At 73.3% G+C, this 25,524-nt stretch carries 19 protein-coding genes and 1 CRISPR repeat array; of the genes, 11 read left to right on the top strand and 8 right to left on the bottom strand.

Going from position 1 to position 25,524, the window contains the following annotated elements; translation table 11 throughout:
- The first annotated feature begins 85 nt into the window (after positions 1–85).
- Positions 86–2,557, top strand: a complete 2,472-nt coding sequence (locus ACIQGQ_RS17030; RefSeq protein ID WP_402396215.1) for a GTPase-associated protein 1-related protein — start codon at positions 86–88, stop codon at positions 2,555–2,557.
- A 291-nt stretch (positions 2,558–2,848) separates the two neighbouring features.
- Positions 2,849–4,285, top strand: a complete 1,437-nt coding sequence (locus ACIQGQ_RS17025; RefSeq protein ID WP_402396212.1) for a hypothetical protein — start codon at positions 2,849–2,851, stop codon at positions 4,283–4,285.
- Between the two features lie 374 nt (positions 4,286–4,659).
- Positions 4,660–6,154: a CRISPR direct-repeat array (repeat unit 29 nt; unit sequence GGGACCACCCCCGCATGCGCGGGGACCAC).
- Positions 6,155–6,338: 184 nt separating this feature from the next.
- On the opposite strand, the gene msrB is transcribed toward ACIQGQ_RS17025, so the two are convergent.
- The 4 genes from msrB to ACIQGQ_RS17005 all read right to left on the bottom strand — a co-directional run bounded on the left by msrB (position 6,339) and on the right by ACIQGQ_RS17005 (position 9,631).
- Complete coding sequence (gene msrB / locus ACIQGQ_RS17020) at positions 6,339–6,743, bottom strand: peptide-methionine (R)-S-oxide reductase MsrB (protein WP_402396210.1); 405 nt, start codon at positions 6,741–6,743, stop codon at positions 6,339–6,341.
- A 9-nt stretch (positions 6,744–6,752) separates the two neighbouring features.
- Entirely contained in the window at positions 6,753–8,147 is a 1,395-nt protein-coding gene (gene murC, locus ACIQGQ_RS17015) for a UDP-N-acetylmuramate--L-alanine ligase (protein ID WP_402396207.1), read from the bottom strand.
- Between the two features lie 70 nt (positions 8,148–8,217).
- Positions 8,218–8,670, bottom strand: coding sequence for an indole-3-glycerol phosphate synthase (locus tag ACIQGQ_RS17010; RefSeq protein ID WP_352273263.1), 453 nt, complete (start codon positions 8,668–8,670; stop codon positions 8,218–8,220).
- 148 nt (positions 8,671–8,818) lie between these two features.
- Positions 8,819–9,631, bottom strand: coding sequence for a pyrimidine reductase family protein (locus ACIQGQ_RS17005; RefSeq protein WP_402396204.1), 813 nt, complete (start codon positions 9,629–9,631; stop codon positions 8,819–8,821).
- Positions 9,632–9,836: 205 nt separating this feature from the next.
- Between ACIQGQ_RS17005 and zapE the strand changes: the two genes are divergently transcribed.
- From zapE to ACIQGQ_RS16985, 4 genes are all read left to right on the top strand, one after another.
- Complete coding sequence (gene zapE / locus ACIQGQ_RS17000; protein ID WP_402396202.1) at positions 9,837–10,928, top strand: cell division protein ZapE; 1,092 nt, start codon at positions 9,837–9,839, stop codon at positions 10,926–10,928.
- An 82-nt stretch (positions 10,929–11,010) separates the two neighbouring features.
- A complete protein-coding gene (locus tag ACIQGQ_RS16995; protein WP_402396200.1) occupies positions 11,011–11,436 on the top strand; it encodes an OsmC family protein in 426 nt (141 codons plus the stop codon).
- Between the two features lie 240 nt (positions 11,437–11,676).
- Positions 11,677–13,080, top strand: coding sequence for an alkaline phosphatase PhoX (locus ACIQGQ_RS16990; RefSeq protein ID WP_402396198.1), 1,404 nt, complete (start codon positions 11,677–11,679; stop codon positions 13,078–13,080).
- Between the two features lie 152 nt (positions 13,081–13,232).
- Positions 13,233–14,087 (top strand): polysaccharide deacetylase family protein, encoded by an 855-nt coding sequence (locus tag ACIQGQ_RS16985; RefSeq protein ID WP_402396195.1) that lies wholly within the window; start codon positions 13,233–13,235, stop codon positions 14,085–14,087.
- 76 nt (positions 14,088–14,163) lie between these two features.
- Here the strand turns inward: ACIQGQ_RS16985 and ACIQGQ_RS16980 are convergent, their stop codons facing one another.
- Positions 14,164–14,787, bottom strand: coding sequence for a TetR family transcriptional regulator (locus ACIQGQ_RS16980; RefSeq protein WP_402396193.1), 624 nt, complete (start codon positions 14,785–14,787; stop codon positions 14,164–14,166).
- Between the two features lie 127 nt (positions 14,788–14,914).
- Between ACIQGQ_RS16980 and ACIQGQ_RS16975 the strand changes: the two genes are divergently transcribed.
- Positions 14,915–15,748 carry an SDR family NAD(P)-dependent oxidoreductase gene (locus tag ACIQGQ_RS16975; RefSeq protein WP_402396190.1) on the top strand — a complete coding sequence of 278 codons (834 nt, stop codon included), beginning with the start codon at positions 14,915–14,917 and terminating at the stop codon, positions 15,746–15,748.
- Between the two features lie 16 nt (positions 15,749–15,764).
- Here the strand turns inward: ACIQGQ_RS16975 and ACIQGQ_RS16970 are convergent, their stop codons facing one another.
- The 3 genes from ACIQGQ_RS16970 to ACIQGQ_RS16960 are packed head-to-tail and all read right to left on the bottom strand — an operon-like array spanning position 15,765 to position 18,015.
- Positions 15,765–16,427: an ABC transporter gene (locus tag ACIQGQ_RS16970; protein ID WP_402396187.1), complete on the bottom strand. Its 663-nt coding sequence runs from the start codon at positions 16,425–16,427 to the stop codon at positions 15,765–15,767.
- A complete protein-coding gene (locus ACIQGQ_RS16965; protein ID WP_402396888.1) occupies positions 16,424–17,341 on the bottom strand; it encodes an ATP-binding cassette domain-containing protein in 918 nt (305 codons plus the stop codon). The genes ACIQGQ_RS16970 and ACIQGQ_RS16965 overlap by 4 nt, the downstream gene beginning before the upstream one ends.
- Positions 17,338–18,015 carry an AIM24 family protein gene (locus ACIQGQ_RS16960; RefSeq protein WP_402396184.1) on the bottom strand — a complete coding sequence of 226 codons (678 nt, stop codon included), beginning with the start codon at positions 18,013–18,015 and terminating at the stop codon, positions 17,338–17,340. The genes ACIQGQ_RS16965 and ACIQGQ_RS16960 overlap by 4 nt, the downstream gene beginning before the upstream one ends.
- A gap of 72 nt (positions 18,016–18,087) precedes the next feature.
- Here ACIQGQ_RS16960 and ACIQGQ_RS16955 point away from each other — a divergent pair, with 72 nt between their 5' ends.
- The 4 genes from ACIQGQ_RS16955 to ACIQGQ_RS16940 all read left to right on the top strand — a co-directional run bounded on the left by ACIQGQ_RS16955 (position 18,088) and on the right by ACIQGQ_RS16940 (position 25,522).
- On the top strand, positions 18,088–18,804 hold the full coding sequence (locus tag ACIQGQ_RS16955) for a peptidyl-tRNA hydrolase (protein WP_402396182.1): 717 nt from the start codon (positions 18,088–18,090) through the stop codon (positions 18,802–18,804).
- A gap of 351 nt (positions 18,805–19,155) precedes the next feature.
- Complete coding sequence (locus ACIQGQ_RS16950) at positions 19,156–19,899, top strand: hypothetical protein (protein ID WP_402396180.1); 744 nt, start codon at positions 19,156–19,158, stop codon at positions 19,897–19,899.
- A gap of 271 nt (positions 19,900–20,170) precedes the next feature.
- Entirely contained in the window at positions 20,171–24,016 is a 3,846-nt protein-coding gene (locus ACIQGQ_RS16945) for a S8 family serine peptidase (RefSeq protein ID WP_402396178.1), read from the top strand.
- A 192-nt stretch (positions 24,017–24,208) separates the two neighbouring features.
- A complete protein-coding gene (locus tag ACIQGQ_RS16940) occupies positions 24,209–25,522 on the top strand; it encodes a DUF692 domain-containing protein (RefSeq protein WP_402396176.1) in 1,314 nt (437 codons plus the stop codon).
- The last annotated feature ends 2 nt before the right edge of the window (positions 25,523–25,524 follow it).

Here is a 25,524-nt window from a genome sequence, read left to right as displayed (position 1 = left end):
CGCCGGGGTCGGTCGCCGTGCGCCGTACGGTCCGCCCCTGGGGGCGCGGGGAAGTCTGCGGCAAGGACGAAAAAGGGCCCGACGCATGAGTCTCGCGCAGCTCCACTACACCTCTTCCCCCGCTGTTCCCTCCGCTGACGACGGGGGCGGCAGCGGCGCGCACTTCACCGCCGTCAGCGCCGGACTGCCCACGCCGGTACTGGCCGAGGCCGAGCAGCTCCTCGGCTACGAGCCGCCCGCCGACATCCCGCCCCGACCGAGCTCCGACCAACTCCGTTCCCTGCCCGAGGCGTTGAGTTTCAGCGCACTGGCGGACGGCGGGCACCTGCTGGCCCGTACGGTCGCGTACGCCGGTTCCGGGGCCGTAGGGTTCCACGCGCACGCGGTGCACCTCCCGGCCGGTACGCGGCTGCCGGGCGGCGCGCTGCCGATCACCGCATGGCGTTCGCCGGGCTGGGCATCCGTGCCGCCCCGGGGCGGGGTTCCCGAGCGAATATCCGCGCTGCCCGCCTCCGCCGCCTCCGGTCCTGAGGCGCTGAACGACTTCGCCGTCTCCCGGAGTCCCTGGCTCGCGGCGGCCTTCGCCGACCTGCGCCGGGTCTGCTCCGGCGGACCGGACGCCGGGCGGCTGGTGCTGGTGGAGCGGCACAGCGCGGACGTGGCCCGGTGGATCGCCCTCGCCTCGGCCGTACTGCCGCCGGACGACGCGCACCGGCTGACGTTCACGACGTACACCCGCCACCCGGCCCAGGCACCGCACCAGGTCGTCGGCGTCCTGCCCGAGGACGCGCCGGGGACCGGCGGTCCGTCCTCGTTGCGGGTGCACGACTGCGCCGGTGCCCGGCCCGCCGCGCCGGTGGACGACGCCTGGGCCGAGACCTGCGCCCGGATCTGGCGCAACCGCTCCCCCGAGCTGTTCCGGACGGCGGCCGAACTGCCCGGCGGGCCCTTCGCCGCCGGCCCGCTCGCCGTGACGGCGCTCTGCGCGGGCGTCCCCCTCGGATCGGCCGAGCGGGCGGCGGCGGCGACGTGGGCGGCGGAGCGGCCGTACGCGCTCGACGAGGAGCGCACCCACCGCCTGGCCGACGCTCTGACCGATCCCGACATCGACCGCACTCCCGCCGAACTGACCGCCGTGGCAAGCCTGTTGACCGCACTCGACGGACGCGCCCCGGCCGGGGTGACGGCCTCCCTGGGCGCCCTGCTGGTGACGGAGGCGGTCTACGGGAACGGGGTCACCGTCACACCTCCGGGGCGCTCGGTCTTCACCGGGCCGGGCGGGGAGCCCGTCGCGGCGGCCCTCGTCGAGGCCGTCGGCGACGACCTCCGCGCCGAACTGGCCACCGGTGCGGCGCTCACCGCCCCGGACGCCGCCCCCGGGCACGGCGTCGGCCGGACCGTACAACTCCTGCGCATCGCCCGACTGCTCGACGTGGACTGCGCCGACCTGCTCCCCGGCGCCGTACGCCGACTGGCGCGGGCGCTGCGGGACGGGGGCGCGGGCGACTGCGGGCAGGTGCTGCTGGACCTGCTGGACGAGCAGTTCGACATCCGCACCGCGCTCCTGGGCGAACTGGACCGGATAGCCCCGGAGCACCCGACCGCCACCGAACGGCTGCTCACCGAGGTCGCGCTGCCGTTCACCGGCGCGCAGGCCCTGCCGCACCTGCGGATGTGCGCGGCGGCCGCCGAGGCGCGGACGCGCGGCGGCGACGACCGGGTCAAGGCGCTGAACTCCGTACTCCGCGCCGGCGGCATGTCCCCGTTCACCGAACCGCTGGTACTGCGCACGGCGGTCGGGCTGATCTGGGACGGGGCCGCGCCCACGGCGGCCGAGGCCCGGCAGCTCCTGGTCGCGAGCACCTCCGACGCCCACCGCACGGCCGACACCTGGTCCGTACTCGTCGCGGCGGCCCTCGGCGCCCCCGCCGACGACCCGGAGGCCCCCGAGCTGGCCCCGGACCTGCTGCGCGGCTTCCCGCAGGAGATCGACGCCCGCACCCGCCACGCGCTGCAACTGCTGGAGTTCGCCCGGAACCTCAGATCGGACGCGGCGGAACCGGGCTGGACGGAGGAGGCGCTGCGCCTCTGCGCCGGAGCGGACCCGGTGGAACCCGGCGTACGCGACCAGGCGTACAGCGCCCTGGCCGAGCGCCTCCTCGCCCCGGACCGCCCCGAGGCCGAGCTGTACGCCTTCGTCCACAGCGCGGCCCCGGACCTCATCGCGGCCTACGGCCGGGCCGCCCGCCGGGACACGGTCTCCGCCCGCCTGCGCGCCGAACCGGCCTACACCGCCGACTGCTTCACCGTCTGGACCTCCCACCCCCACGCGGGCGAGGCCTGGACGACCACCAGAACGGCCCTCCTGGAGGAGGTCCTGCGCCCGGTGGTCCGTACCCTGCCCCCGGAAGAACTGGCGGCAGTGGAAGAGGCCGCGACCCACACAGGCAGCAGCCGCACGGCAGAAGCCTTCCGCTCCTGGAACAAGTCGACCGCCAGCCTCCGCAGGCGCCTCGGCAACCGCATCGCGGCCCGGGTGCGGCGGGCGTCGTCCTGACGGACACCGATCTGGGCCCCTTCGAGGCTCCGGGTACGGAAGCCGCCGGCCGCCGCGTCGTCCACGCCCGGAAGCACTGTGGTCCGGAGTTCGGGCGGCAGTGCTTCGTGGGACTGGGGCCGGGCACCGGCTGCGGCCGTCCCGGATTTCGACGCGCCGTTGCCACCAGGACGGGTGTGGGGAAGCGAAGGGGGCGTCGACCGTTCTCCGGAGGATGCGCCGTCCCGGTCCCCCGCCCAACGCACGTGAGAGACTCGGTGGCCGAATCGCCGAGGCAGGAGGGCATCCCCCGTGTCTGACGCCATACCCGTGCCGGTCCACCTCGACCAGGTGCTGGACGGCCTCGCGAAGAACCCTGCCCTGCCTTCGGCCCTCGTACGCCGTCTCCTCGGTCACCGCAAGGGCTTGGGCACGGTGGCCAAGCGGCCGGACCTGAGCGACACGGTGATCGCGGAGATCATCGCCACGGACGATCACTGGCTCACCCACTCCCTCGCCCTGAACCGCAGCATCCCGCAAGCCGTCCGGTCGAAGCTCGCCGGGCACCCGGATCCCTCGATACGCAGGGCCGTGGCCGCTACTGCGGACGGCGCACCGCGACAGCTGTTCGAGCGGCTGGTCGACGACAGCGACCCGCAGGTCCGTGAACACGTGGCGACGAGCGATCATTCACCGGGGGACCTGCGCGCCCGGCTGGTGACGGACCCGGACCCGAAAGTCCGGGCGGCGCTCGCCCAGTGGTGGACGACGGCCCCGGAACCGGTGCGCCGACTGCTGCTGACGGACACCGACGACTCGGTACGGGCAGCAGCCTGCGCGACCTACTACCGCCGGATTCCCCATCCCGTCCCGCCGACGGATCTCGTTGGGCAACTGCTGGCCGACCCCGTCACGCGCGCCGGTGCGGTCCGCCACTGCGCACTGGACACCGCCATGGCCCGGCAACTGGCCGACGACCCGGACGACGAGGTACGTGAGGAAGTCGCGAAACACCCCGGCCTTCCGTCTGCCCTGCGCGACGAGCTCGCCCAGGACGCCAACCCGAACGTCGCGCTTCGCGTCTTCGCCCGTCAGGACACCCCGGAGCCGGTTCGGGCCGCGATCCACGCACGGATCCTGCCCGACGTGCCCGCGCCGGGCTGGCTCGCGAACCACCAGGACCTGGACGACGCCGCGCTCGAGCGGGAAATCACCCGCGACATCGCCCGCGCAAGGCTCCGAGCGCTGCGCCTCGCGTGGGTGACGTCCGACCCTCTGCCGTACGTGGACTCGCCGTACGTCTGCTTCCGCGCCTCGGCAGCGATGTCCGACCACCTTCCGGCGCCGGTCGTTGCCCAACTGCTCGACGACGAGGAGAGCAGCGTTCGCACCACGATGGCTCTCCGCGCCCGGGACCGGGTCGATCCCCGCACCGCCGAGCGCATCGACCGAACCCACCGCCCGGACAAGAGGGTCCGATGGCGCCCGGCCGATGATCTCCCCCTCCCGGTGGACGTCCTTCGACGCCTGGCCACAGACCCCGACCTGCCCGTGGAATCCGCGCGCCACCTGGCAGCCGACCCCGACCCCACCGTGCGTCGCACCATCGCGACCCACACCCGGCTCCCGGCAGAGGAACTGACACGGCTGCTGGCCGATACGTCGGAGTCCGTCGCGACCACCGCAGCCGCGAACCCCGGCCTGCCCGTCCCGCAGATGCACCGGCTACTCGCCCTCGCCGGCTTGTGACGGGGCCGGGGCGTTTCGTCGGGCCGCCAGGTGGTCGCGTACGAACATGCCCTGGCCCGTAGCCACTCGCGGCGATCGGCAGCGAGGCAATGCCCCGGCGCGGCGGACGTACACGACACCCGCAGGAGACGTCCGGCACGGACGGGTACGGAACCGGCGGCCCCCAGCAGACAGACCGGAACGAACAGCACCACCTCCGGTGCCGCCGACTCCTCCCTCCATCCCCGTACCGCCCTCCAGCACAACCCAATTGACGGCGAGGAAGACGGGACACACACCGCTACCGGCCCACGGGCAAACCCGATCACGGCCGCCCTGTCAACCACACCTGAGCCCGAACGCCCCACCAGGTCGAAACCCGCCTGAACCTGACGTGGGACCACCCCGCGTGCGCGGGGAACACCGCGTAGACGGCGGTCACGTACCGGCCGCGCATGGGACCACCCCGTATGCGCGGGGAACACGACTCGGCGTCGGCGCGGTCCTTGTGCGGGTCGGGACCACCCCCGCATGCGCGGGGAACACAGGCGACCCGGCGCCTTGTCATTCACCGGAGGGGGACCACCCCCGCATGCGCGGGGACCACACGGGGCCCCGGTACGAGGTCGGCCACACCCGGGGACCACCCCCGCATGCGCGGGGACCACCCCCACGGGACGCTCGCCTTCACCTTCGCCACAGGACCACCCCCGCATGCGCGAGGACCACAGCCCACGACGCCAGTAGCAGGGCGCCGCGCTGGGACCACCCCCGCATGCGCGAGGACCACCACTCCGACCACGACAAGTCGCCGAAGTCCTCGGGACCACCCCCGCATGCGCGGGGACCACTGATGCGTCCGTGCAGGTCCGACCTGTCCGTCGGGACCACCCCCGCATGCGCGGGGACCACCTGCCGGCGGGACCAGTGCGCGAGGCGATCCTGGGACCACCCCCGCATGCGCGGGGACCACAGCCTCTTGAACCTTTGAAGTTTTGTAGTTAGGGGACCACCCCCGCATGCGCGGGGACCACCTCCCGAGGGTGGCGGCGTACACGTCGGCCTTGGGACCACCCCCGCATGCGCGGGGACCACCCTGCCTTCCGGCGCAGTGTGACGAGCGGGTCGGGACCACCCCCGCATGCGCGGGGACCACGCGTCGGCGACCTGCCGGTACTTCGGCTGCTTGGGACCACCCCCGCATGCGCGGGGACCACTATGTCACTGGCCCCGGGCACGACGGGGCCACCGGGACCACCCCCGCATGCGCGGGGACCACACATCTGGCCCCACATCGCCCATTCCCTTCGCGGGACCACCCCCGCATGCGCGGGGACCACAGCTCGGGGTCTTCGGCGTAGCGGATCTTGGCGGGACCACCCCCGCATGCGCGGGGACCACGCCCTGGTGGACGACCCCGGCCCCTCCCCGCAGGGACCACCCCCGCATGCGCGGGGACCACCAGAACTTGTCGCACGTCGAGGGCACGGACGAGGGACCACCCCCGCATGCGCGGGGACCACCCCGGGCCGGCTGCTCCGACGTTAGCCGTACCGGGACCACCCCCGCATGCGCGGGGACCACCGCACCCTCACCCCCCTCGACATGAACGCGAGGGGACCACCCCCGCATGCGCGGGGACCACGTCATGACGACGTCGATCTTGCCGGTGGCCCAGGGACCACCCCCGCATGCGCGGGGACCACGCCCGGCCCTTGAGGGGGCCGGAGTCCAGGGGGGGGACCACCCCCGCATGCGCGGGGACCACCCAAGCGGATCGGCGCTCCGTCGTCGCCGCACGGGACCACCCCCGCATGCGCGGGGACCACCTCGGGGCTCTGCGCCAGCCGCTGGCAGACCTGGGACCACCCCCGCATGCGCGGGGACCACTCTTCGTGACCTGCGGCTTTACCCGGGCCAGGTGCTGTTTTCATCCAACTTCATTGAGTCCGACATGCGCGACATACACCACACAACAGCATCAAACCCTTCGGTATCACCGCCTCCAAGCGCCCGCCCCGCCCCCACCGGAGCGGCCGGACGGGCACCCGAGGCGCGCGTCAGGCGTCCAGCATCACGCGTCCGGGGTCAGCCGCAGCGAGATGGAGTTGATGCAGTACCGCTGGTCGGTCGGGGTCGGGTAGCCCTCGCCCTCGAAGACGTGGCCGAGGTGCGATCCGCAGCTGGAGCAGCGGACCTCGGTGCGGATCATGCCGTGGCTGCGGTCCTGGATCAGTTCGACGGCGTCGGTGTCCTTCGGGTCGTAGAAGGACGGCCAGCCGCAGTGCGACTCGAACTTGGTGTCCGAGCGGAACAGCTCCGCGCCGCAGGCGCGGCAGGAGTAGACGCCCTCGGTCTTGGTGTCGGTGTACTCACCGACGAAGGCGGGTTCGGTACCGGCCTGGCGCAGCACGGCGTACTCGGCCGGGGACAGCTCGGCCCGCCACTGCTCGTCCGGCTTCTCGATCTCGTACGACACGTCGCTCCCTCAGCTCGTCAGGTGGTCCAGGATGCGCGGACCGAGGTCGGTGACGTCGCCCGCGCCCATGGTGAGAACGAGGTCGCCGGGCTTCGCCATTCCCGCGATCGTGGCGGGGACCGCGTCCTTGTCGTGGACGGCGGTGACGTCGGCGCCGGCGGTGCGGGCGGCGTCGATGATCAGCTCGCTGGTGATGCCGGGGATCGGGTCCTCGCGGGCCGGGTAGATGTCCAGGACCACGGAGGCGTCGGCGAGGGCGAGGGCCTGCCCCATCTCCGTACCGAGCTCCTGGGTGCGGGAGAAGAGGTGCGGCTGGAAGACCACCAGGATGCGGGCGTCGGCCGCGGCGCCGCGCATCGCCTCCAGGTCGGCGGTCATCTCGGTGGGGTGGTGCGCGTACGAGTCGATCACCTGGACGCCCGATGCCTCGCCCTTGAGCTGGAGGCGTCGCTTGACGCCGGTGTACGTGCCGAGCGCCGAGGCCAGGTTGTGGGCGGGGATGCCGAGGGCGACACCGGCGGCGAGGGCGGCGACGGCGTTGAGCGCGTAGTGGCGGCCGGGCACGGAGACCGTGAACGTGAGGAACTTCCCGTTCAGCAGGATCGTGACCTCGCTGGTCAGCCCGCGCGGGGTGATCCGGTGGACTCGTACGTCGGCGGATTCGGCCTCGCCGTAGGTGACGACGTTCAGTCCCTCGCGGCCGCGGACCCGCTCGGTCAGCTCGACGGCGCCGGGCTGGTCGGCGGAGATCACCAGCGTGCCGCCGGGGACGATCTTGGCGGTGAACGCCTCGAAGGACTCGTAGATCTCGTCCATCGAGGCGTAGTTCGCGTGGTGGTCCAGCTCGACGTTGAGGACGATCGCGACCTCGGGGTCGTACTTCTGGAAGCTGCGGTCGCTCTCGTCGGCCTCGGCGACGAAGATCGCGCCCTCGCCGTGGGTGGCGTTGGTGCCGGGTCCGGCGAGGTCGCCGCCGATGGCGTACGAGGGGTCGAGGTCCAGCCCGGTCAGGGCGACGGCCAGCATCGACGTGGTGGTCGTCTTGCCGTGCGTGCCGGCCACCGCGATGGCGCGCAGGCCGTCCATCAGCGAGGCGAGCGCGTCGGAGCGGTGGACGACCGGGATCGACAGCTCGGCGGCGCGCACCAGCTCCGGGTTGTCGGCGCGGATGGCGCTGGAGACGACCACGCACGAGGCGTCGTCCGCCAGATGTGCGGCGGAGTGCCCGATGTGGACGGTCGCCCCCAGCGCCCGCAGCGCCTCGGCGGTACCCGATTCCTTGGCGTCGCTGCCCGCGACCTTGGCGCCGCGCTGGGCGAGGATCTTCGCGATGCCCGACATTCCGGCGCCGCCGATGCCGATGAAGTGCGGGCGTTCCATGGCGGCGGGGATACCGGGTGTCATGTGCGTCCTCCGGGAGCTGAGCGGGTTCTTTCGGTCGCGGAGAGGTACCGGCCTCGACCGCCCGCCCAGCCTATTCGCTGTGCGCGAAGAGCTTGAGCACCGGGACGCCGACCTTGTGCCGGGCGCGGGAGGCCCAGTCCCGGTGGAAGAACTCCTCGACGTAGTGCGGCGCGGTCAGCACGATCACCTCGTCCGCCTCCGCGTCCTCGACCACGGACTTCAGCAGGTCGAGCGGGTGGTCCTCGACGACCTGGCCGACCGCCTCGGAGCCGGCCTGGCGCAGCGCCTCCAGCGATACTTCGAGTGCCAGTTCGGCGGACTGTCTGGCGTTCTCGCCCTCCGGCTCCTCGCTCTCCTGCGCGGCCGCCTTCAGTTCGCCCATCGCCAGGTCGTCGATGGCCCGCAGGAGCACGTCCGCCTGGTCACCGCGCGGCTGGAGAAGCACGACGAACGAGATCTGCTCCTCCCCGTGCAAAGTGGTGACGAAGTCGACGTCCTCCGAGGTGAGGGGCTTCTCGATCATCAAAACGCTGGTGAACACCACGGGCGCCCTTCTGCTTCAGTGACCGTCCCAGGTCACTGCTGAAACCATCCTTCCCCGTGCTCGCACGGGGGTTGCGGAGGTAATTGTGCCCACCGGAAGCCAACCGGAACGGCTAATTCCGCTCTTTTCAGCCCTGACGGTACCGGGTGAAGAGAAAACCGTCCTCTTCCAGCATCGATGCCAGGGTGAATCGTTTCGGCACGGCGACGCCCGGACCGCCCGCGATCCGCTGCGCGTCCCCGGCGGTCAGCAGCGGCGCGAGCGTCAGGCAGAGCTCGTCCAGGACCCCTGCGGCCACGAACTGGCCCAGCAGCCTCGGGCCGCCCTCGGTCAGCAACCGGGCGTGCCCCCGGTCCGCCAGCTCCGCCACGGCCCTGGCGGGGTCCACCCGGGTGCCCTCCCCGGCGAACACCACCTCGGCGCCCGCCGCGCGCGCCTGTTCGACGCGCTGGGCGGGGGCCCCGGTGCCGGTCAGCAGCAGGGTCGGCACCAGCGGCTCGGTGAAGAGCGGCATCGAGAAGTCCAGGTCCAGGCTGCCGCTGACCACGGCGATCGCGGGCGCGGGCCCCTGGCCGGCGGCGGCCCGGCGGGCGGCGAACGCCTCGCGCGCCCGGGCCGGGCGGTAGCCCTCCAGGCGGACCGTCTCCGCGCCCACCACGATCGCGTCGGCCAGGCCGCGCAGGGTTCCGAAGATCCGCATGTCGGCCGCGCAGGAGATCGGCTGCGAGCGGCCGTCGTGCTGGGCGGCCCCGTCGAGGGTGGACACCATGTTGGCGCGGAGCCAGGGGCCGTCCTGCCCGGGGTAGGCGTAGGCGTCCGCCAGGGCGTCCAGGCTCCACTCCCCCGAGGCGTCTTCCACGGCCTCCACCGGGGCCTCATGGGATGTCGCGGCGGAGGCGGCGGCGGGTGTCGGGTCGGTCACAGGGAACAGGCGTCGCATGCTCCGCAGTCTTCCACGCTGCCCGAACACTGGAGACCGACCGGCACATGGGGAACGGCGTCGCGGGCCCGGGCACACGCGTCTGCGGCGTTGTCGTCCATCACCATGGCTCCGCCATGCCTCAATCCTCCGCCTCGCAGCTGCACGCGCCCGGACCCGCTCCTCCTCCCACCCCCATGTGCCGGTCGGTCTAAAGTGGAGAGTTGTGTCGTCCTCCACAGCCCTTCCCGGGCAGAGCCCCATATCCGAAACAGCTCCGCTGTCCCTGTGCGCCCGCGAGCCCCGTGTGCCGGCCGACCGGCTGGTCGCCGAGATGGTGCCGCCGCCGCGCTTCGACTCCGTACGCTTCGATACCTACGTGCCCGACCCGAACCAGCCGAGCCAGACGGAGGCGGTCCGGGTCCTGAGCGGCTTCGCGGCCGGGCTGGGCGGCGCGCACGCCACCGGTGCGGGCCGGCGGAAGTGGTTCAGCCGGAAGCCCGCGGCCGCGGCCGCGCCGCTCGGGGTGTACCTCGACGGCGGCTACGGCGTCGGCAAGACCCACCTGCTCGCCTCGCTCTGGCACGCCACGCCCGCCGAGCCCGCGCTGAAGGCGTTCGGCACCTTCGTGGAGCTGACGAACCTGGTCGGCGCGCTGGGCTTCCAGCAGACCGTGCAGACGCTGAGCGGGCACCGGCTCCTGTGCATCGACGAGTTCGAACTGGACGACCCGGGCGACACGGTGCTGGTGTCCTCGCTGCTCAGCAGGCTGGTCGAGGCGGGGGTCGCGCTGGCCGCCACCTCCAACACGCTGCCCGGCAAGCTCGGCGAGGGCCGGTTCGCCGCCGCCGACTTCCTCCGGGAGATCCAGGGGCTGTCCGCCCACTTCCGCCCGCTGCGGATCGACGGCGAGGACTACCGCCACCGCGGCCTGCCCGAGGCCCCGCCCCCGTACTCCGAGGACCAGGTCACCCGGGCCGCGTACGCCACCGAGGGGGCCAGCCTGGACGACTTCCCCGGGCTGCTCGACCACCTCGCCCGGGTCCACCCGAGCCGCTACGGCGCGCTGACGGACGGGGTGCGGGCGGTCTGCCTCACCGAGGTCCAGCCGGTCCCCGACCAGTCGACCGCGCTGCGGCTCGTCGTCCTCGCCGACCGCCTGTACGACCGGGAGGTCCCGGTGCTCGCCTCCGGGGTGCCGTTCGACCGGCTGTTCAGCGAAGAGATGCTGAACGGCGGGTACCGGAAGAAGTACTTCCGGGCGATCTCCCGGCTGACGGCGCTGGCACGGGACGCGAAGGACCTGGTGGGGCAGTAGGTTCATGGGCGTACCACCGGGACGTCCACGGATGCCCCGGTGCTCCCGTACCGACCGCGCACATCGTTCGAAGGGACTCCGCATGGCTACTGTCCGACACGCCCACACGGTCTGGGAAGGCAACCTGGTCGAGGGCAAGGGGGTCGTCACCCTCGACTCCTCCGGCATCGGCTCGTACGACGTCTCCTGGCCGTCCCGCGCCGAGCAGGCCAACGGGAAGACCTCGCCCGAGGAGCTCATCGCGGCGGCCCACTCCAGCTGCTTCTCGATGGCGCTCTCCCACGGCCTGACCGGGGCCGGTACGCCGCCGACCCGGCTGGAGACCAAGGCCGACGTGACCTTCCAGCCCGGCACCGGCATCACCGGCATCCACCTCACCGTGGTGGGCGAGGTGCCCGGCCTCGACGAGTCGGCCTTCGTCGCGGCCGCCGAGGACGCCAAGGCGAACTGCCCGGTCAGCCAGGCGCTGTCCGGCACGACGATCACGCTCTCCGCCTCGCTGGGCTGACGGCCTCGCGGACGCCTCGGCCGTCGGCGTCTGCGTCTGCGTCTGCGTCTGCGTCTGCGTCTGCGTCTGCGATGTCAGGGGCGCGTCGGCGTTTTGGCGCCACAACCGTCACTGGCATCACAGAAGTCACAGGGGCCACTCCCGGACCGGGACACGGTGACCCGCATGGTTTCCGCGCGGCGATGCGCGTGCTACACACATGCGGGTCACTTTTCCTGTCCGCCAACAGGGAGTCACCTCATGTCATCAGAAACGTCACGCCCGGCCGACACCGCGACACCGCGCCCGGCGACCAGCCGCCGCCAGGTCCTGGCCGGTACGGGTGCGGCCCTCGCCTCCGTGGCCTTCACGGGGGCGTTCTCCGAGCTCTTCGCGGGGACCGCCGCCGCCCGGGGCCATGCCGGGTACGGGCCGCTCGTGCCCGACCCCGACGGGCTGCTCGACCTTCCGAAGGGCTTCCGCTACCGGGTGCTGTCCCGGGAGGGCGGCCCGCTCCGCTCCGGCCAGGGCCTCGTCCCCAGCAACCACGACGGGATGGCCGCCTTCGCGGGCCGCCACGGCCACGTCCACCTGGTCCGCAACCACGAGAACCGGGTCACCGCGCGCATCCCGGTCCCGGTCGTCGAGGGCCTCACCTACGACCCGATGGGCAAGGGCGGCTGTACGGCCCTGGAGCTGGACGGTCGCAACAACGTCCTGGGCGAGCGCGTCGCCATCGCCGGGACGGCGGTGAACTGCGCGGGCGGCCGGACCCCCTGGAACACCTGGCTGACCTGCGAGGAGACCGAGGACCGCGCGGGCACCAACGGCTACACCAAGGACCACGGCTTCATCTTCGAGGTGGACGGCGCCGACCCGCGCCGCACCGGGGCCGTCCCGCTCACCGCGATGGGCCGGTTCCAGCACGAGGCCATCGCGATCGACCCGGGGAACGGGATCGTCTACGAGACGGAGGACGCCTTCGACAAGCCCTTCGGGCTCTTCTACCGCTTCCTTCCGAACAAGCCGCTCGGCGGCACCGGCTCGCTGCGGGCCGGCGGGCGGCTGGAGGCCATGCGGGTGCCGGGCGTCCCGGACCTCTCCCTCGTCCAGGAAACGGGGACGGCCTTCGAGGGCATCGAATGGGTGCCCGTGCCCGACCCGCTGGCGGACGGCACCCCGATCCGCTTCCAGGACTTCGGGCCCCGGGGCATCACGCACGCCCAGAAGCTGGAGGGCTGCTACTGGGGCGGCTCCTCGGTGTACTTCGTGTCCAGCTTCGCCCGCAGCGGCGAGGGCTCGGCCGCCGACCACCACGGCCAGGTGTGGCGGTACGAGCCGAAGCGCCGCCGCCTCACGCTCGTGATCGTCTTCGGCGCCGGGAAGGACGTGGACCTGCCCGGCGAGTCCCCGGACAACATCTGCCTCGCCCCGGACGGCGGGCTGATGGTGTGCGAGGACGGCGACGGCGCGCAGCACGTGTTCGGCCTGACCCGGGGCGGCGAGGTCTACGCGATGGCGCGGGGGCGGCAGAACATCGGCACGCCGGAGAAGCCCGAGTGGGGCGAGTTCGCCGGGGTCACCTTCGCCCCGGACGGCTCGACGATGTACGTGAACTGCTACACCCCGGGGACGACGTTCGCGGTGACGGGGCCCTGGCGGTGAACGACCGGCCCGGCGGGCGGTGATCCGAGTCGACGGGCCGGTTCGACGGGCCGGGTGAATCCGGGGACGGTTCCGGGCGCCGGGCGGCGCCGTACGCACCGATAAGTCGGATAAGTGGATAGTTTCCGCTGGTGACTGGTTACCGACGGAAAATGACGGCTCTTGCCCTTCTCGGGATGCTGCTCGGCGGCCTCACCGGCTGCGGGGGCGGCGACGGCGCGTCCGTCATCGCCCCCGCGGCCACGGAGCGCTCCCCCGCGCCGGTCCGTTCACCGTCGCACGCGGCCCCGGCGGCACCACCGACCCTGGCCCCCGGGCCGGGCGGGCTGACGCCGGTCTTCAGCCACGGCCCCCGGACCGGCGGGAAGGTCGTGGCGCTCTCCTTCGACGCCGACATGACGGCCGCCGAGGGACCGCGCGCGGCGGCGGGCGAGCACTTCGACAACCCCGCGCTGATCGCGTTGCTGCGGGAGCGGAAGGTGCCCGCGACGGTCTTCATGACGGGGCGCTGGGCCGAGGAGTACCCGGACCAGGCCCGGTCCATCGGCGCCGATCCGCTCTTCGAGGTCGCCAACCACTCGTACAGCCACTACGCCTTCATGACCCCCTGCTACGGGCTGCCCACGGTGGCGCGGCAGGACATGCGCGCCGATGTCGGGCGCGCCACCGCCGCGTTCCGGAAGGCCGGGGTGCGCGGCACCGTGCCGTACTTCCGCTTCCCGGGCGGCTGCTACGACGACACCGTGCTGCGGGCGCTCGCGCCCGAGCGGATGACGGCGGTCCAGTGGGACGTGGTCAGCGGCGACGCCTTCGCGACGGACGCGGACGCGGTGGCCGCCCAGGTGCTGGCCGGGGTGCGACCGGGCTCCCTGGTCGTCATGCACTGCACCCGCAGCGCCGCGCCGGTCACGGCGGAGGCGGTGCGCCAGGTCGTCCCGGAACTGCGCAGACGCGGCTACCGCCTCGTGAAGGTCTCCGACCTGATCCGGGCGACGACGACGGCCTGAGCGGTCCCGGACCGCTCAGCCGCATTGGGCCGCCGCGCGCACGTCGAACAGTCGGTGCGGCTCGCCGGCCCTCGCCCTACGAGGAGACGGCCTCCATCGCCCGGCGGAGGAGTTCGAGGAGGTCGCTCCCGCCGTCGGACTCGGTCCAGCCCTCGAAGGCCACTTCCAGGCAGGCGAAGGCGGCGGCGGTCAGCGCGTTGGCCCTGGTGCCGTCGGCCTCGTCGCCCGCGAGGGCGAGACGGCGGGCGACCTCGGGGGCGAACAGGGGCCGCCAGGCACGCTGCTTCTCCAGGTTGCGGGCGTGGATCTGCGGGTTGCCGCAGACGACGGCGACGACCGGCAGGCCGTTCCGGGGGGTACCGGCGGCGGTCAGGGCGTCCTCGAAGGCGCGGGTGAACGCCTCCCAGACGCGTTCGGTGTCGGGACGGGCGCACAGGGAGTCGAGGACCTGCGGGCCGAACCGCTCGTTCTGGAACAGCACGACGTCTTCCTTGGTCGGGAAGTACCGGAAGAACGTCGTCCGCGACAGGCCGGACTCGGCGGCGATCCGCTCGACCGGCACCTGGTCGAACCCCTGCTCCAGGAACAGGCGCATCGCCACCGCGCTGATCTCCTCCCGGACCATCTGCCGCTTGCGGTCGGCGATGGTCGGGTGGGCGGCCGGGGGCCGGGACGGCACGGCCGCTGACGTAGTGCGCATATCCCGCAGCGTACTCCATCCCCACTTTGGTACTCAGTACCATCTAAGTGTTAGCGTCCCGCCCACGGGACTGCGACACGCGTCCTGCGGGTGCCTGCCCGGCGAGACAACGAGACGAGAGCACGACATGAGCAAGATCTGGTTCATCACCGGTTCCTCGCGGGGCCTCGGCCGCGCGTTCACGACCGCCGCGCTGGAGCGCGGTGACAAGGTGGCGGCGACCGCGCGGGACACCGAAGCCCTTCGCGACCTGCGGGACACGTACGGCGACGCGGTGCTGCCCCTGGCCCTGGACGTCACCGACAGAGCGACGGTGGACGCCGCCGTGAACCGCGCCCACGAGCACTTCGGGCGCCTGGACGTGGTCGTGAACAACGCCGGCGCCGCGCTGTTCGGCGTCGCGGTCGAGGAGCTGGCCGAGGAGGACCTGCGCGCCGTGATGGAGACCAACCTGTACGGGCCGCTCCGGGTGACCCAGGCGGTCCTGCCCCGCCTGCGCGCCCAGGGAAGCGGCCACATCGTTCAGATCTCCAGCGTGTCCGGGCTGGTCGCGCACCCCACACTGGGCGGCTACAACGCGACCAAGTGGGCGCTGGAAGGAATGAGCGAGGCCCTGGCGGCGGAGGTCGCGCCGTACGGGGTGAAGGTCACGATCGTCGAGCCGGCGCAGTACCGCACGGACATCGGCACCACGCCGCCCGCGCACTCCGTCCCGAACCCCGCCTACGACGGCCTGCGCGCGGCGTTCGCGGGCGCGGCGGCCCAGGCGACGGTCCCGGACCCGCTGCCCGGGGCCGCGGCCCCCGCGCTGCTCAAGCTGGTCGACGCCGAACACCCGCCGCTGCGCGTGGTGTTCCGGTCCCAGGCGCTGCCGATGATCCGCCAGGCGTACGCGGAGCGGCTCGCCACCTGGGCCGAGGGGGAGCACCTGTCGCAGGAGTCCGAGGGCGTTCCCGCCTGAGCCGGGCGGGGACGCCTCAGGCCGCCGCCCTCCGGCAGGCGAGCACCGCGACCGCGACGGCGAGGACGGCGGCGACGGCGAAGGCCCCCACCTGCGGATGCACCACGCCCGTGCGGGATCCGGTGACCAGCCCCCGCACGGCGGCGTTCGCGGGCGAACCGCCGGCCACCAGGGCCGCCAGCGCAAGGAGCGCCGTGCCCGTCAGCGACCAGCCACGCCGGTGCAGCAGCGGCCGCGTGCACAGCGCACCGATCGCCGCGCCCGTCAGCACGCAGCAGGCGGTGGCGAGCAGCCCGGCCGCCCCGGCGGGCGGCAGGGCCACCCGCACCGTGCCGTCCGCACCGGTCGGCCGGCTGATCAGCAGCACGACCGGGGTGACCAGCACGCCCAGCAGCCCCGCGCAGCCGGCCCCGGCCAGCAGCGCCGCCAGATGGGCCTTCGGCGAGCCGACCGCGGCGGCGGTGACGGTCCGGGCGGCGGGCGGTTCCTGGGTGACGCAGAGCTGGACGAGCCAGGCGGTGACGGGGAGCAGCCCTGCGGCGGCGTAGCCGAGCGAGTCGAGGACGGGCTGCCCCCACGCGACTCCGGTGACGACGAAGGCCGCGTAGAGCAGGACCGGGGCGAGCCAGCGCTGGGAGCGGGCCAGCAGGGCGGCCTGGTAGCGGACGAGAGCGGTCATGGCGCCTCGGGGGTCGGAGCCGGGCGCGGGGGCCCGTCGGCCGGCACGGATCCATCGGTGGTCGGTGGCTGCCCGGCAGGGCCGGGGGCGGTGGTCAGGGCGCGGATGTGCCAGGGCGGGTGCGCGGTGAGCAGGGCGTGCAGCAGGGCGTCGGAGCGGTCCGCCGCGACGGTGAGCACGATGTGTCCGCCGGGCGCGGGGGCGGGCTCCGGGGCGCCCGGGAGTCCGGTGGGGAGCGGGGCGCCGGGCGGGCCGGACACCTCGACCCGTACCCGGGGCGCGGCCTGGGCGGCCGGGGGCGCGGGGGCGGTGCTCAGGGTGCCGTTCCCGATCCGGAGCACGGTGTCGGCCGATCCGGCGAGCCGGCCCGGGTCGTGGTCGACGTAGACGACGGTGCCACCGGCCGCGACGCGTTCGGCGACGGCCAGGTCCAGCTCGGCGCGGGCCGCCGCGTCCAGCCCGGTCCACGCCTCGTCCAGGATCAGCAGCTCCGGTTCGGCGAGGAGCGCCTGGGCCACGGCCACCTTCTGGCTGGTGCCCTTGGAGAGCTCCGCGAGCGGCGTACGGGCGTGGGCGGCGGCCCCGAACCGGTCGAGCCAGTACCGCGCGCGGTCCGCCGCCCCGGCGGTCGGCAGCCCGTGGATCCGGCCGAGGTGGACGAGGTAGCCGGTCGCGGTGAACGGCAGCGCGGCCGGGAAGCGTTCGGGGACGTACGCCGTGCGCGGGCGGCGCCCGGTGATCCGGCCCTCCGTCGGGGAGTCGATCCCGGCGAGCAGCCTCAGCAGGGTCGACTTGCCGGTGCCGTTGGTGCCCTCGACCCGGATCAGGGTGTGCGCGGGCAGATCGAGATCGACGCCGCGCAGCACCCACGGTCCCCGGAGGCCGTAGCGCCGGCCCACACCGGACAGCCTCAGTTGGCCGTCGCCTTCTCGGGCTTGGCCTCGCTGGGCCGTACGATCACGAAGCCCTCGCCGTCCAGGCGCAGCTGCACGGCCTCGCCGGAGCCGCCCCGGATCATCGAGCCGAAGCTCTGCGAACGGTGCAGCGAGGTGGTCAGGTTGGCGCTCCAGCCGACCACCGCGTCGGTGTCGACGAAGACCGGCTGCTGGGGGCTGACGGGGATCACGATGGGGTGGCCCTCACACATCAGGCCGAGCTTTCCGTAGCCGGTGAAGACGCTGTTGAAGAGCCCGCCGCCGACCATTCCGGCGCCCTTCACCGTCTTGATCTCGTAGGCGAGCGTGGGGTCGAAGCAGAGCACGTTGCGGCCGTTGATGGTGAGGGCGTCGCCGTGCTCCATGTCCACGATGAAGCAGTTGGCGGCCTCGTGCGCGAACCACGCCTCGCCCTGACCCCGGACCACCATCAGCGGCAGCCCCTCGCCGGTGACGGCGCGCTTGAGCAGGCCGCCTATGCCCTGGCTCTTGTGCTCGAACTGGAGATTGCCCCGGAAAGCGATCATCGCGCCCTGGCGGGCGTGCATCTCGCCGTTGACGGCGTACTTGATGGACTTGGCGTTCTGCAGGGTCATCCCCGGGGCCGTCGCCGGCTGTGCCATGTGCTCGGTGGAAAAGAGATCGCTCTTCATGCGGTGCATCCTCACCCGGAGCCTCCGATTCCGCCAAGAGTCTTCTTCTCGGGGGCTGGCAGACTGGTACGGATGAGCAGCGAAGAATCCCCCGTATCCCCGTTCGTGTCCGAAACCACCCCTCGTGACGAGGCGCCGCAGTTCGTGCTGCCGCTGGTCGTGCACATCGAGAAGACGGCTCCCCCGACCCGGACCGACGCGCTGCGGACGGCCGCCCGCGCGGTGCTCGTGATGCTCTCCGACGAGCGCTCGGAGGGCGAGGGCGAGTGGGCGCGGGCGATGCGTGACTGGCAGGACGCCCGGATCCGCAAGGTGGTGCGGCGGGCGCGCGGCGCGGAGTGGCGCAAGGCGTCCGCGCTGCCCGGCATCACGGTCACCGGCGAGAGCGCCGAGGTGCGGGTCTTCCCGCCGGTGCCGCTGGACGGCTGGCCGAAGGAGCTGGCCAAGCTCCAGGTGTCGGGAACGGACCTGGACGACCCCGAGCCGCCCGCCGCCCCCGGCCCCGGGAGCCCGGTGCTCTGGCTCAACCCGGAGCTGGACATGTCGGCGGGCAAGGCCATGGCGCAGGCCGGGCACGGGGCGCAGCTCGCCTGGTGGGAGCTTTCGGACACGGAGCGCAAGGCATGGCGCGAGGCGGGCTTCCCGCTCTCGGTCGCGACCGCCGCGCCGGAGCGGTGGCGGGAACTGACGACCAGTGGGCTGCCGGTGGTCCAGGATGCCGGGTTCACCGAGATCGCCCCGGGTTCGTGCACGGTGGTCTCCGACCATCCGGCGTTGCGCCGGGGCTGAGCGGCCGGAGCCGGTGTGCGTCCCCGGGCGGCGGGCACCTGCCCGCCGCCCGACCGATCAAACGTGACATCAATCTGATTCCGGGCACCGCATAGCCTTACCGTGGAACGAATACCCTCTCAGGATCATGGAGGCAGCGGCCCGTCCGCGCGGCCACGCCGTGCCGGGTGAGCCCTGATGAGAGGGGTCGTGATGCCCGGGAGACCCAGGGCGCTCCGTTCGGACCGGGCCGTATCGTCAGGGAGCGGGTCCGATGCGGCGGATCGCACGGCGAACGACGACGACGCGGCGGGGCGCGATGCCGGGGCACATGGGCCCGGCACGATCCGGACGAAAGGTCCTGGCCGTCCATTGCCGTACCAGGTCCTCGGAGCGGTACGGGCCATCGGCACCGGCACGGGAGGCGGCCCCGCACCGGGAATGTCGCGTCCGACCGCGCCGGTGCACGCGGCGCGCATACAGCAGCGTGCCCGGCGCGAAGTGCTGTACTTCGACGCGCCGCCCTACTGGTCCGTGGACAACACGGTCCAGTTGGACCGGTTGTCGGACGGGGTCTCGTACCGCACGGTCTACGGCGAGCAGGCGATCGAGTACCCGGGGGCGATGACCCGCATCGACCAGTGCCTGGCGGCCGGGGAGCAGGCGCGGGTGACGGCCCGGCTCCCGATGAAGATGATGATCATCGACCGGGAGACCGCCTTCACCTGCGCCTTCGGGGAGAACGATCCCGCCGGGAGCCCCGGCGGTCTGGTGATCGTGGACTCCGGGCCGTTGCTCGACGGCCTGGTCGAGCTGTTCGAGCGGGTCTGGGCCGACAGCGCCCCCTTCGACCACGGCACCCCGGCGCCCCGCGCCGAGCACGACGAACTGGGCGCCGCGGAGAAGCGGTTGCTGACCCTGCTCCTCGGCGGGCTGACCGACGACGCCATCGCCCGGCACCTGGGCGTCGGCCGCCGCACCGTGCTGCGCCGCGCCCGCGGCCTGATGGACCGGGCCGGGGTCGCGACCCGGATGCAGCTCGGCTGGTACGCGGCCCGCCGGGGCTGGGTGGACGTGTCGTGCGGCACGCCGGACCCCGGGGCGGCGCGGGGATAGCGGCGGGCGCACCGGGTCCAGGAGCAGCGCCGGAGGGACGCCGGCGCGACGGTGCGTCCCCCGTTCCCCGGAGGCCCCGGCCTTCACAACTGGCGCACATGCGCCACGCATTTGCCTTCAGCGCATGCTCCGACGGGCTATAGCCTCCGGGTGCGCCGCTCGTCCGGGCCCGCTTCCCTCCCGTTCCCCTCCCCTTGCTCCGCCCTGCCCTGCCCGGATTCCGGCGTGCACTCCTTGCCCCGTTCCGTTCCTTTCACCCAAGGAGAAGTACGTGCCGACACCCTCCAGCGGCATACGCGGAAGACGGCTGATCGCCGTCACGGCGGTGCTCGCCACCGGCATGCTGATACCCGGGTTCAGTCCCGGAACAGCCGTCGGAGCACCCGCCGGCGGCAACCCCGCGGGCGGTCTCTCACCCAAGGCCGCCCAGCAGGCGAAGCCCTCCCTGGTCACCCTCATCACCGGGGACACCGTCTCCGTCACGAAGTCCGGCGGCCGCACCTCCGTGACCGTCACCCCCGCGCCCGGCAACGCGGCGACGTTCCAGACCGTCACCGACCCCGACGGCGACCTGTACGTGTACCCGACCGAGGCACTGGCCCCGCTCGCCGCCCGCACCCTGGACCGGCGGCTGTTCAACGTCACCCGGCTGATCAAGGACGGGCACGGGGACGCCAAGGACAACACGCTGCCCGTGATCGTCTCGTACGACGACAAGCCCTCCGGCACCGAGCTGGGCAAACGCGCCCGGAAGCTCCCCTCCGGCAGGCCGGGCGCACTGCTGCGCCGCATGGGCATGGCCGCCGTCCACGTCGAGAAGACCGGGGCGGCCTCCTTCTGGAAGGCGGCCCGCCCCGACGGGGCCACCGGGAAGCAGCGGACCGCCGCCGGTTCCCAGGTCGCCAAGATCTGGTACGACGCCCCGGCCAAGGTGGCGCTGGACCAGAGCGTTCCCCAGATCCACGCCCCCGAGGCCTGGGCCAAGGGGTACGACGGGACCGGCGTGAAGGTCGCGGTCCTGGACACCGGGGTCGACCTCGGCCACCCCGACGTCAAGGACCGGGTCGTCACGTCGAAGAGCTTCGTCGCCGGCGCCGCCACCGTGCAGGACGGCCACGGCCACGGCACCCATGTCGCGTCCACCGTCGCGGGCAGCGGCGCCGCCTCGGGCGGCCGGTACAAGGGGGTGGCCCCCGGGGCGGACCTGCTGATCGGCAAGGTCCTCGGCGACGACGGCTCGGGCCCGGAATCCGGCGTGATGGCGGGCATGGAATGGGCGGTCGACCAGGGCGCCGACATCATCAGCATGAGCCTGGGGTCCGCCGGTGACGCCCAGGACGACCCGTCCACGGAGGCGGTCGACCGGCTGAGCGCGTCCAGCGACTCCCTGTTCGTGATCGCCGCCGGGAACGACGGCCCGGGAGAGTCGACCCTCGGCAGCCCCGGCGCCGCGGACGCGGCCCTGACCGTCGGCGCCGTCGACAAGTCCGACCGGATGGCGGAGTTCTCCAGCCGGGGCCCGCGCACCTGGGACCACGGCATCAAGCCCGACGTCACGGCACCCGGCGTCGGCATCGTCGCCGCCCGCGCGGCCGGTACCGCCATGGGCAGTGTCGTCGACGGCGACTACACGGCGGCGAACGGTACGTCGATGGCCACCCCGCACGTCTCGGGAGCCGCCGCCATCCTGGCGCAGCGGCACCCGGACTGGCCGGGCGAGCGGCTGAAGGCCGCGCTGACCTCGCACACCGACCGGTCCGCCGACGCCACCGTCTTCGAGCAGGGCAGCGGCCGGGTGAACGTCGCCGCCTCCCTCGACGCCCGGCTCGACCTCTCCGGCCCGGTGGACTTCGGAATGACCTGGTACGAGGGCAAGGACGCCACGTACGAGAAGCGCACCCGCACCCTCACCGTCAGCAACCCCTCCGGCGCGGCCCAGACGGTGAAGCTCGCCGCCCACCTCTCGCAGGGCTCCCCCGCCGACGGCTCGCTGGCCTTCGGCCGGGACGAGGTGACCGTTCCCGCGGGCGGCAGCGTCGACGTCCCCGTCGTCCTCGACCCGAACCTCCTCGACGACGGCTCGTACACGGGCGAGATCACCGCGACCGCCGCGGACGGGGCCACCGCCCACGCCGCCCTCGGCTTCGCCAAGGAGCCCCCGAGCTACGGCATGAACATCGGCCTCAAGGGCCGTGACGGCAAGACCCCGGACCGGGGCCTGGTCATCGTCATGGGACTCGACAGCGCCTACTACGAGACGTTCCCCGTGAACAAGCTCGCCACCCTCCGGCTGCGCGTCCCCACCGGGCGGTACGCGGTCTTCGGCGGGATCACCACCGGGGACCTCGGCTACCGGGGCGGATACGCCGACGCCCTCGACCTGTTCAGCCTCCCGGAGGTGACGGTCGCCGACGCACCGGTCACCACGACCGTCGACGCCACCCGGGCCGAGGACTTCCGGCTGGACGTCACCGGGGAGCGGCGGCCCCTCGAAGCCTCCACCTTCACCTACCAGTTGCGGCGCACCGCCCCGGACGGACGCTCCTCCGGCGTCAGCGTGACCGGCGACGCCTCCCCCACCACCGGGCACTTCGGCGCGATCCCCGCGGCGAAGCCCCGTACGGGCACCCTGTCCTCGACCTTCTACCAGCGTGAACGGCAGCCGCTGTTCACCGCCGAGGCGACCGGCCCCAAGGGCTTCGCGCTGACCCTGCGGTCCCCCAGCAACCTCGCCCGCTTCGACGGCACCAGGAAGCTCCCGCTCGTCGACGTCGGCGGCGGCAGCGCCGAGGAGCTGGCCGGGAAGGACATCCGCGGCAAGGCCGTGCTCGTGCACAACGACTTCCCCGTTCTCGCCGGTCCGCTGGCGGGTGAGCTGGAGGAGGCCGGTGCCGCCGCGGTGCTCGTCGCCCGGGTCACCGACCGCAGCGTCTTCACCGCGATCGGCGACGGGCTGAACATCCCGTTCGCCGGAATCACCCAGCGGGACGGGAAGGAGCTGGCCGCCCGGGTCGCGGCGGGCGGGAAGAAGGCCGTCACCGTCACCCTGCACGGACGGAAGGAGTCGGCCTACGCCTACTCCGGGCAGTGGACCTACGACGGAATCCCCGCCGACCTCCGCGCCACGGCCCGGCGCGGCGACTTCGCCTCCGTCACCAACGTCTTCCACGGGTACGGGAAGGAGCAGCCCACCGAGTACCTGCAGGACGTATGGGGCCCGAAGGCGACGAACACCGTCTCGGTGCGGACACCGGAGACCGTCTACCGGGGCCAGCGGCGCGAGGACCTCGTCTACGCGAAGGGCGGGCTGACGTACCAGCAGCACGTCGCCGTGGAGCGGTTCAGCGCCCCGATGCACGGCAGGGTCGAGACCCCGAGGCCCGGAACCTCCGTCGTGGAGGACTGGTTCGGTCCCGCCCTCCACGCGGCGCCGCTGGGCAGCTGGCTGTCGTGCAACTTCTGCAGCACCGACGCCGGTGTCCTGCCGGCGCCGGGCGCCGCGGGCGACTCCGATCCCGCGCACTACATGGAGTGGAGCACCCTTCCCGACCTGGCGTTCTACCGGAACGGTCAGCGCGTCGAGGATTCGACCCAGTGGACCGTCAAGGGCAGGGCCGACTACCGGCTGGACATCGGCTTCGCCTACGGCGACGACGAGGAGGGACGGTTCGGCACCTCGGGGACCGCGCGCGCCCAGTACTCGTTCACGGCGGACACCCCGAGCGGATTCTCCGAGGAGGCGTGCGGGGACTTCGTCGGCCAGGTCGCGGCCTGCGAGCCCCTGCCGGTCATCACCACCCACTACGGCATGACGGCCGACCTGCTCAACCGGGTCCGGGCGAACTCCGCCTACTCCTTCACCCTGGACGGCTACCGGGCCACGGGCTGGAAGGGCTCGACGAAGGTGGCCGGGGCGAAGGTCTCCGTCAGCTACGACGGCGGCAGGACCTGGAAGGCGGCCACGGTCACGCGCAAGGACGCGGACTCCTTCCGGGTCTCCTACCGGCACCCGAAGCTCGCCGCGACGGACGGGTACGTGGCCGTCCGGGCCGAGCTGTGGGACGGAGCGGGCAGCCGCACGGTCGAGACCATCGAACGGGCGTACAGCCTCAAGTAGCACATGCAGGACAGAAGCGGGCGTCGCACCGGAATCCCCCTCCGGTGCGGCGCCCGCCGCCGTCCGGGCCGGAAACCGGAACCTCAGATGAAGCTCTGAACGTCCCTCTGTTCGGATTCGCCACCTCCCTGCGGGGCCATGAGCCCGGTACGAAATGCTGGGCACGGTGGCGGAGCCGGACAGGGGGCGGGCATGAAGCTGGGGATCGGGATCGGCTGGCGGCCGGAGATCGCGGACGCCGTGGAGGCGCTGCCCGGGATCGACTGGGTGGAGGTCGTGGCGGAGAACCTCTGCCCCGGCCATCTGCCGGATTCGCTGGTACGGCTCGGGGAGCGCGGGGTCACGGTCGTGCCGCACGGGGTCTCGCTCGGGCTCGGCGGGGCCGAGCGGCCCGACCCGGGGCGCCTCGCCGACCTCGCCGCCCGCGCCGAGCTGCTGGGCGCGCCGCTGGTGACCGAGCACATCGCCTTCGTACGGGCCGGGGGGCCGCGCGTCGGGGCGCCGGGGCTGGAGGCGGGCCATCTGCTGCCCGTGCCCCGGACCCGGGACGCGCTGGACGTGCTGTGCGAGAACGTGCGCATCGCGCAGGACGCGCTGCCGGTGCCGCTGGCCCTGGAGAACATCGCGGCGCTGGTCTCCTGGCCCGGCGAGGAGCTCACCGAGGGCCGGTTCCTCGCGGAGCTGGTCGAGCGCACCGGGGTCCGGCTCCTGATCGACGTCGCCAATCTGCACACCAACCGCGTCAACCGGGGCGAGGACCCGGCCACCGCGCTCGACGAACTGCCGGTGGAGGCCATCGCGTACGTCCATGTGGCGGGCGGTGTCGAGAAGGACGGTGTCTGGCACGACACCCACGCGCACCCGGTGACCGCGCCGGTCCTGGACGTACTCGCCGAGCTGCGCTCCCGGGTCGACCCGCCGGGCGTCCTGCTGGAGCGCGACGACGACTTCCCCCCGGCCGGGGAGCTGGCGGGCGAACTGGACCTGATCCGGGCCACCCTGGACCGGGCGGCCGGCACCCCGCGCCGCGTCCCGGCGGCCCGTACGCCCGCACGGGCCGTCCCGGACGAGCCCGCAGGGAGGACCGCCGGGGAGAACGCGGCCCGTGACCGGCTCGCCGCCGGCCAGCACGGGCTGCTCTCCGCGCTGGTCGCCGGCGGCCCCGTCCCGGCGGGCTTCGACCGGGAGCGGCTGGAGGTCCAGGGCCGCGCCCTGGCCGCCAAGCGGGCCGGGGTCGTGGCCAAGGTGGCGCCCGAACTGCCGGAGATCCTGGGCACCGGCTACCGGAGCGCCTTCCTGGCGTACGCCGCGGCCCGCCCGATGTCCGCCGGATACCGCCGCGACGCACTGGACTTCGCCGAGTCCCTGCTGCTCGCGGACCTCCCCGCCGATGCCGCGGCCCGGCGGCGGCTGACCCACTGGTGGCAGGACCGGGCGGGTGCCCGTCCGCCCCGTCGTACCACTCTGCTGCTCCGCGCGGCCCGCGCGGCCCTGACCGGAAGGTGACC

It is taken from the genome of Streptomyces sp. NPDC092952, from assembly GCF_044754785.1.
Lineage (GTDB): Bacteria > Actinomycetota > Actinomycetes > Streptomycetales > Streptomycetaceae > Streptomyces.
This window is presented reverse-complemented; position numbering and strand designations above follow the sequence as displayed.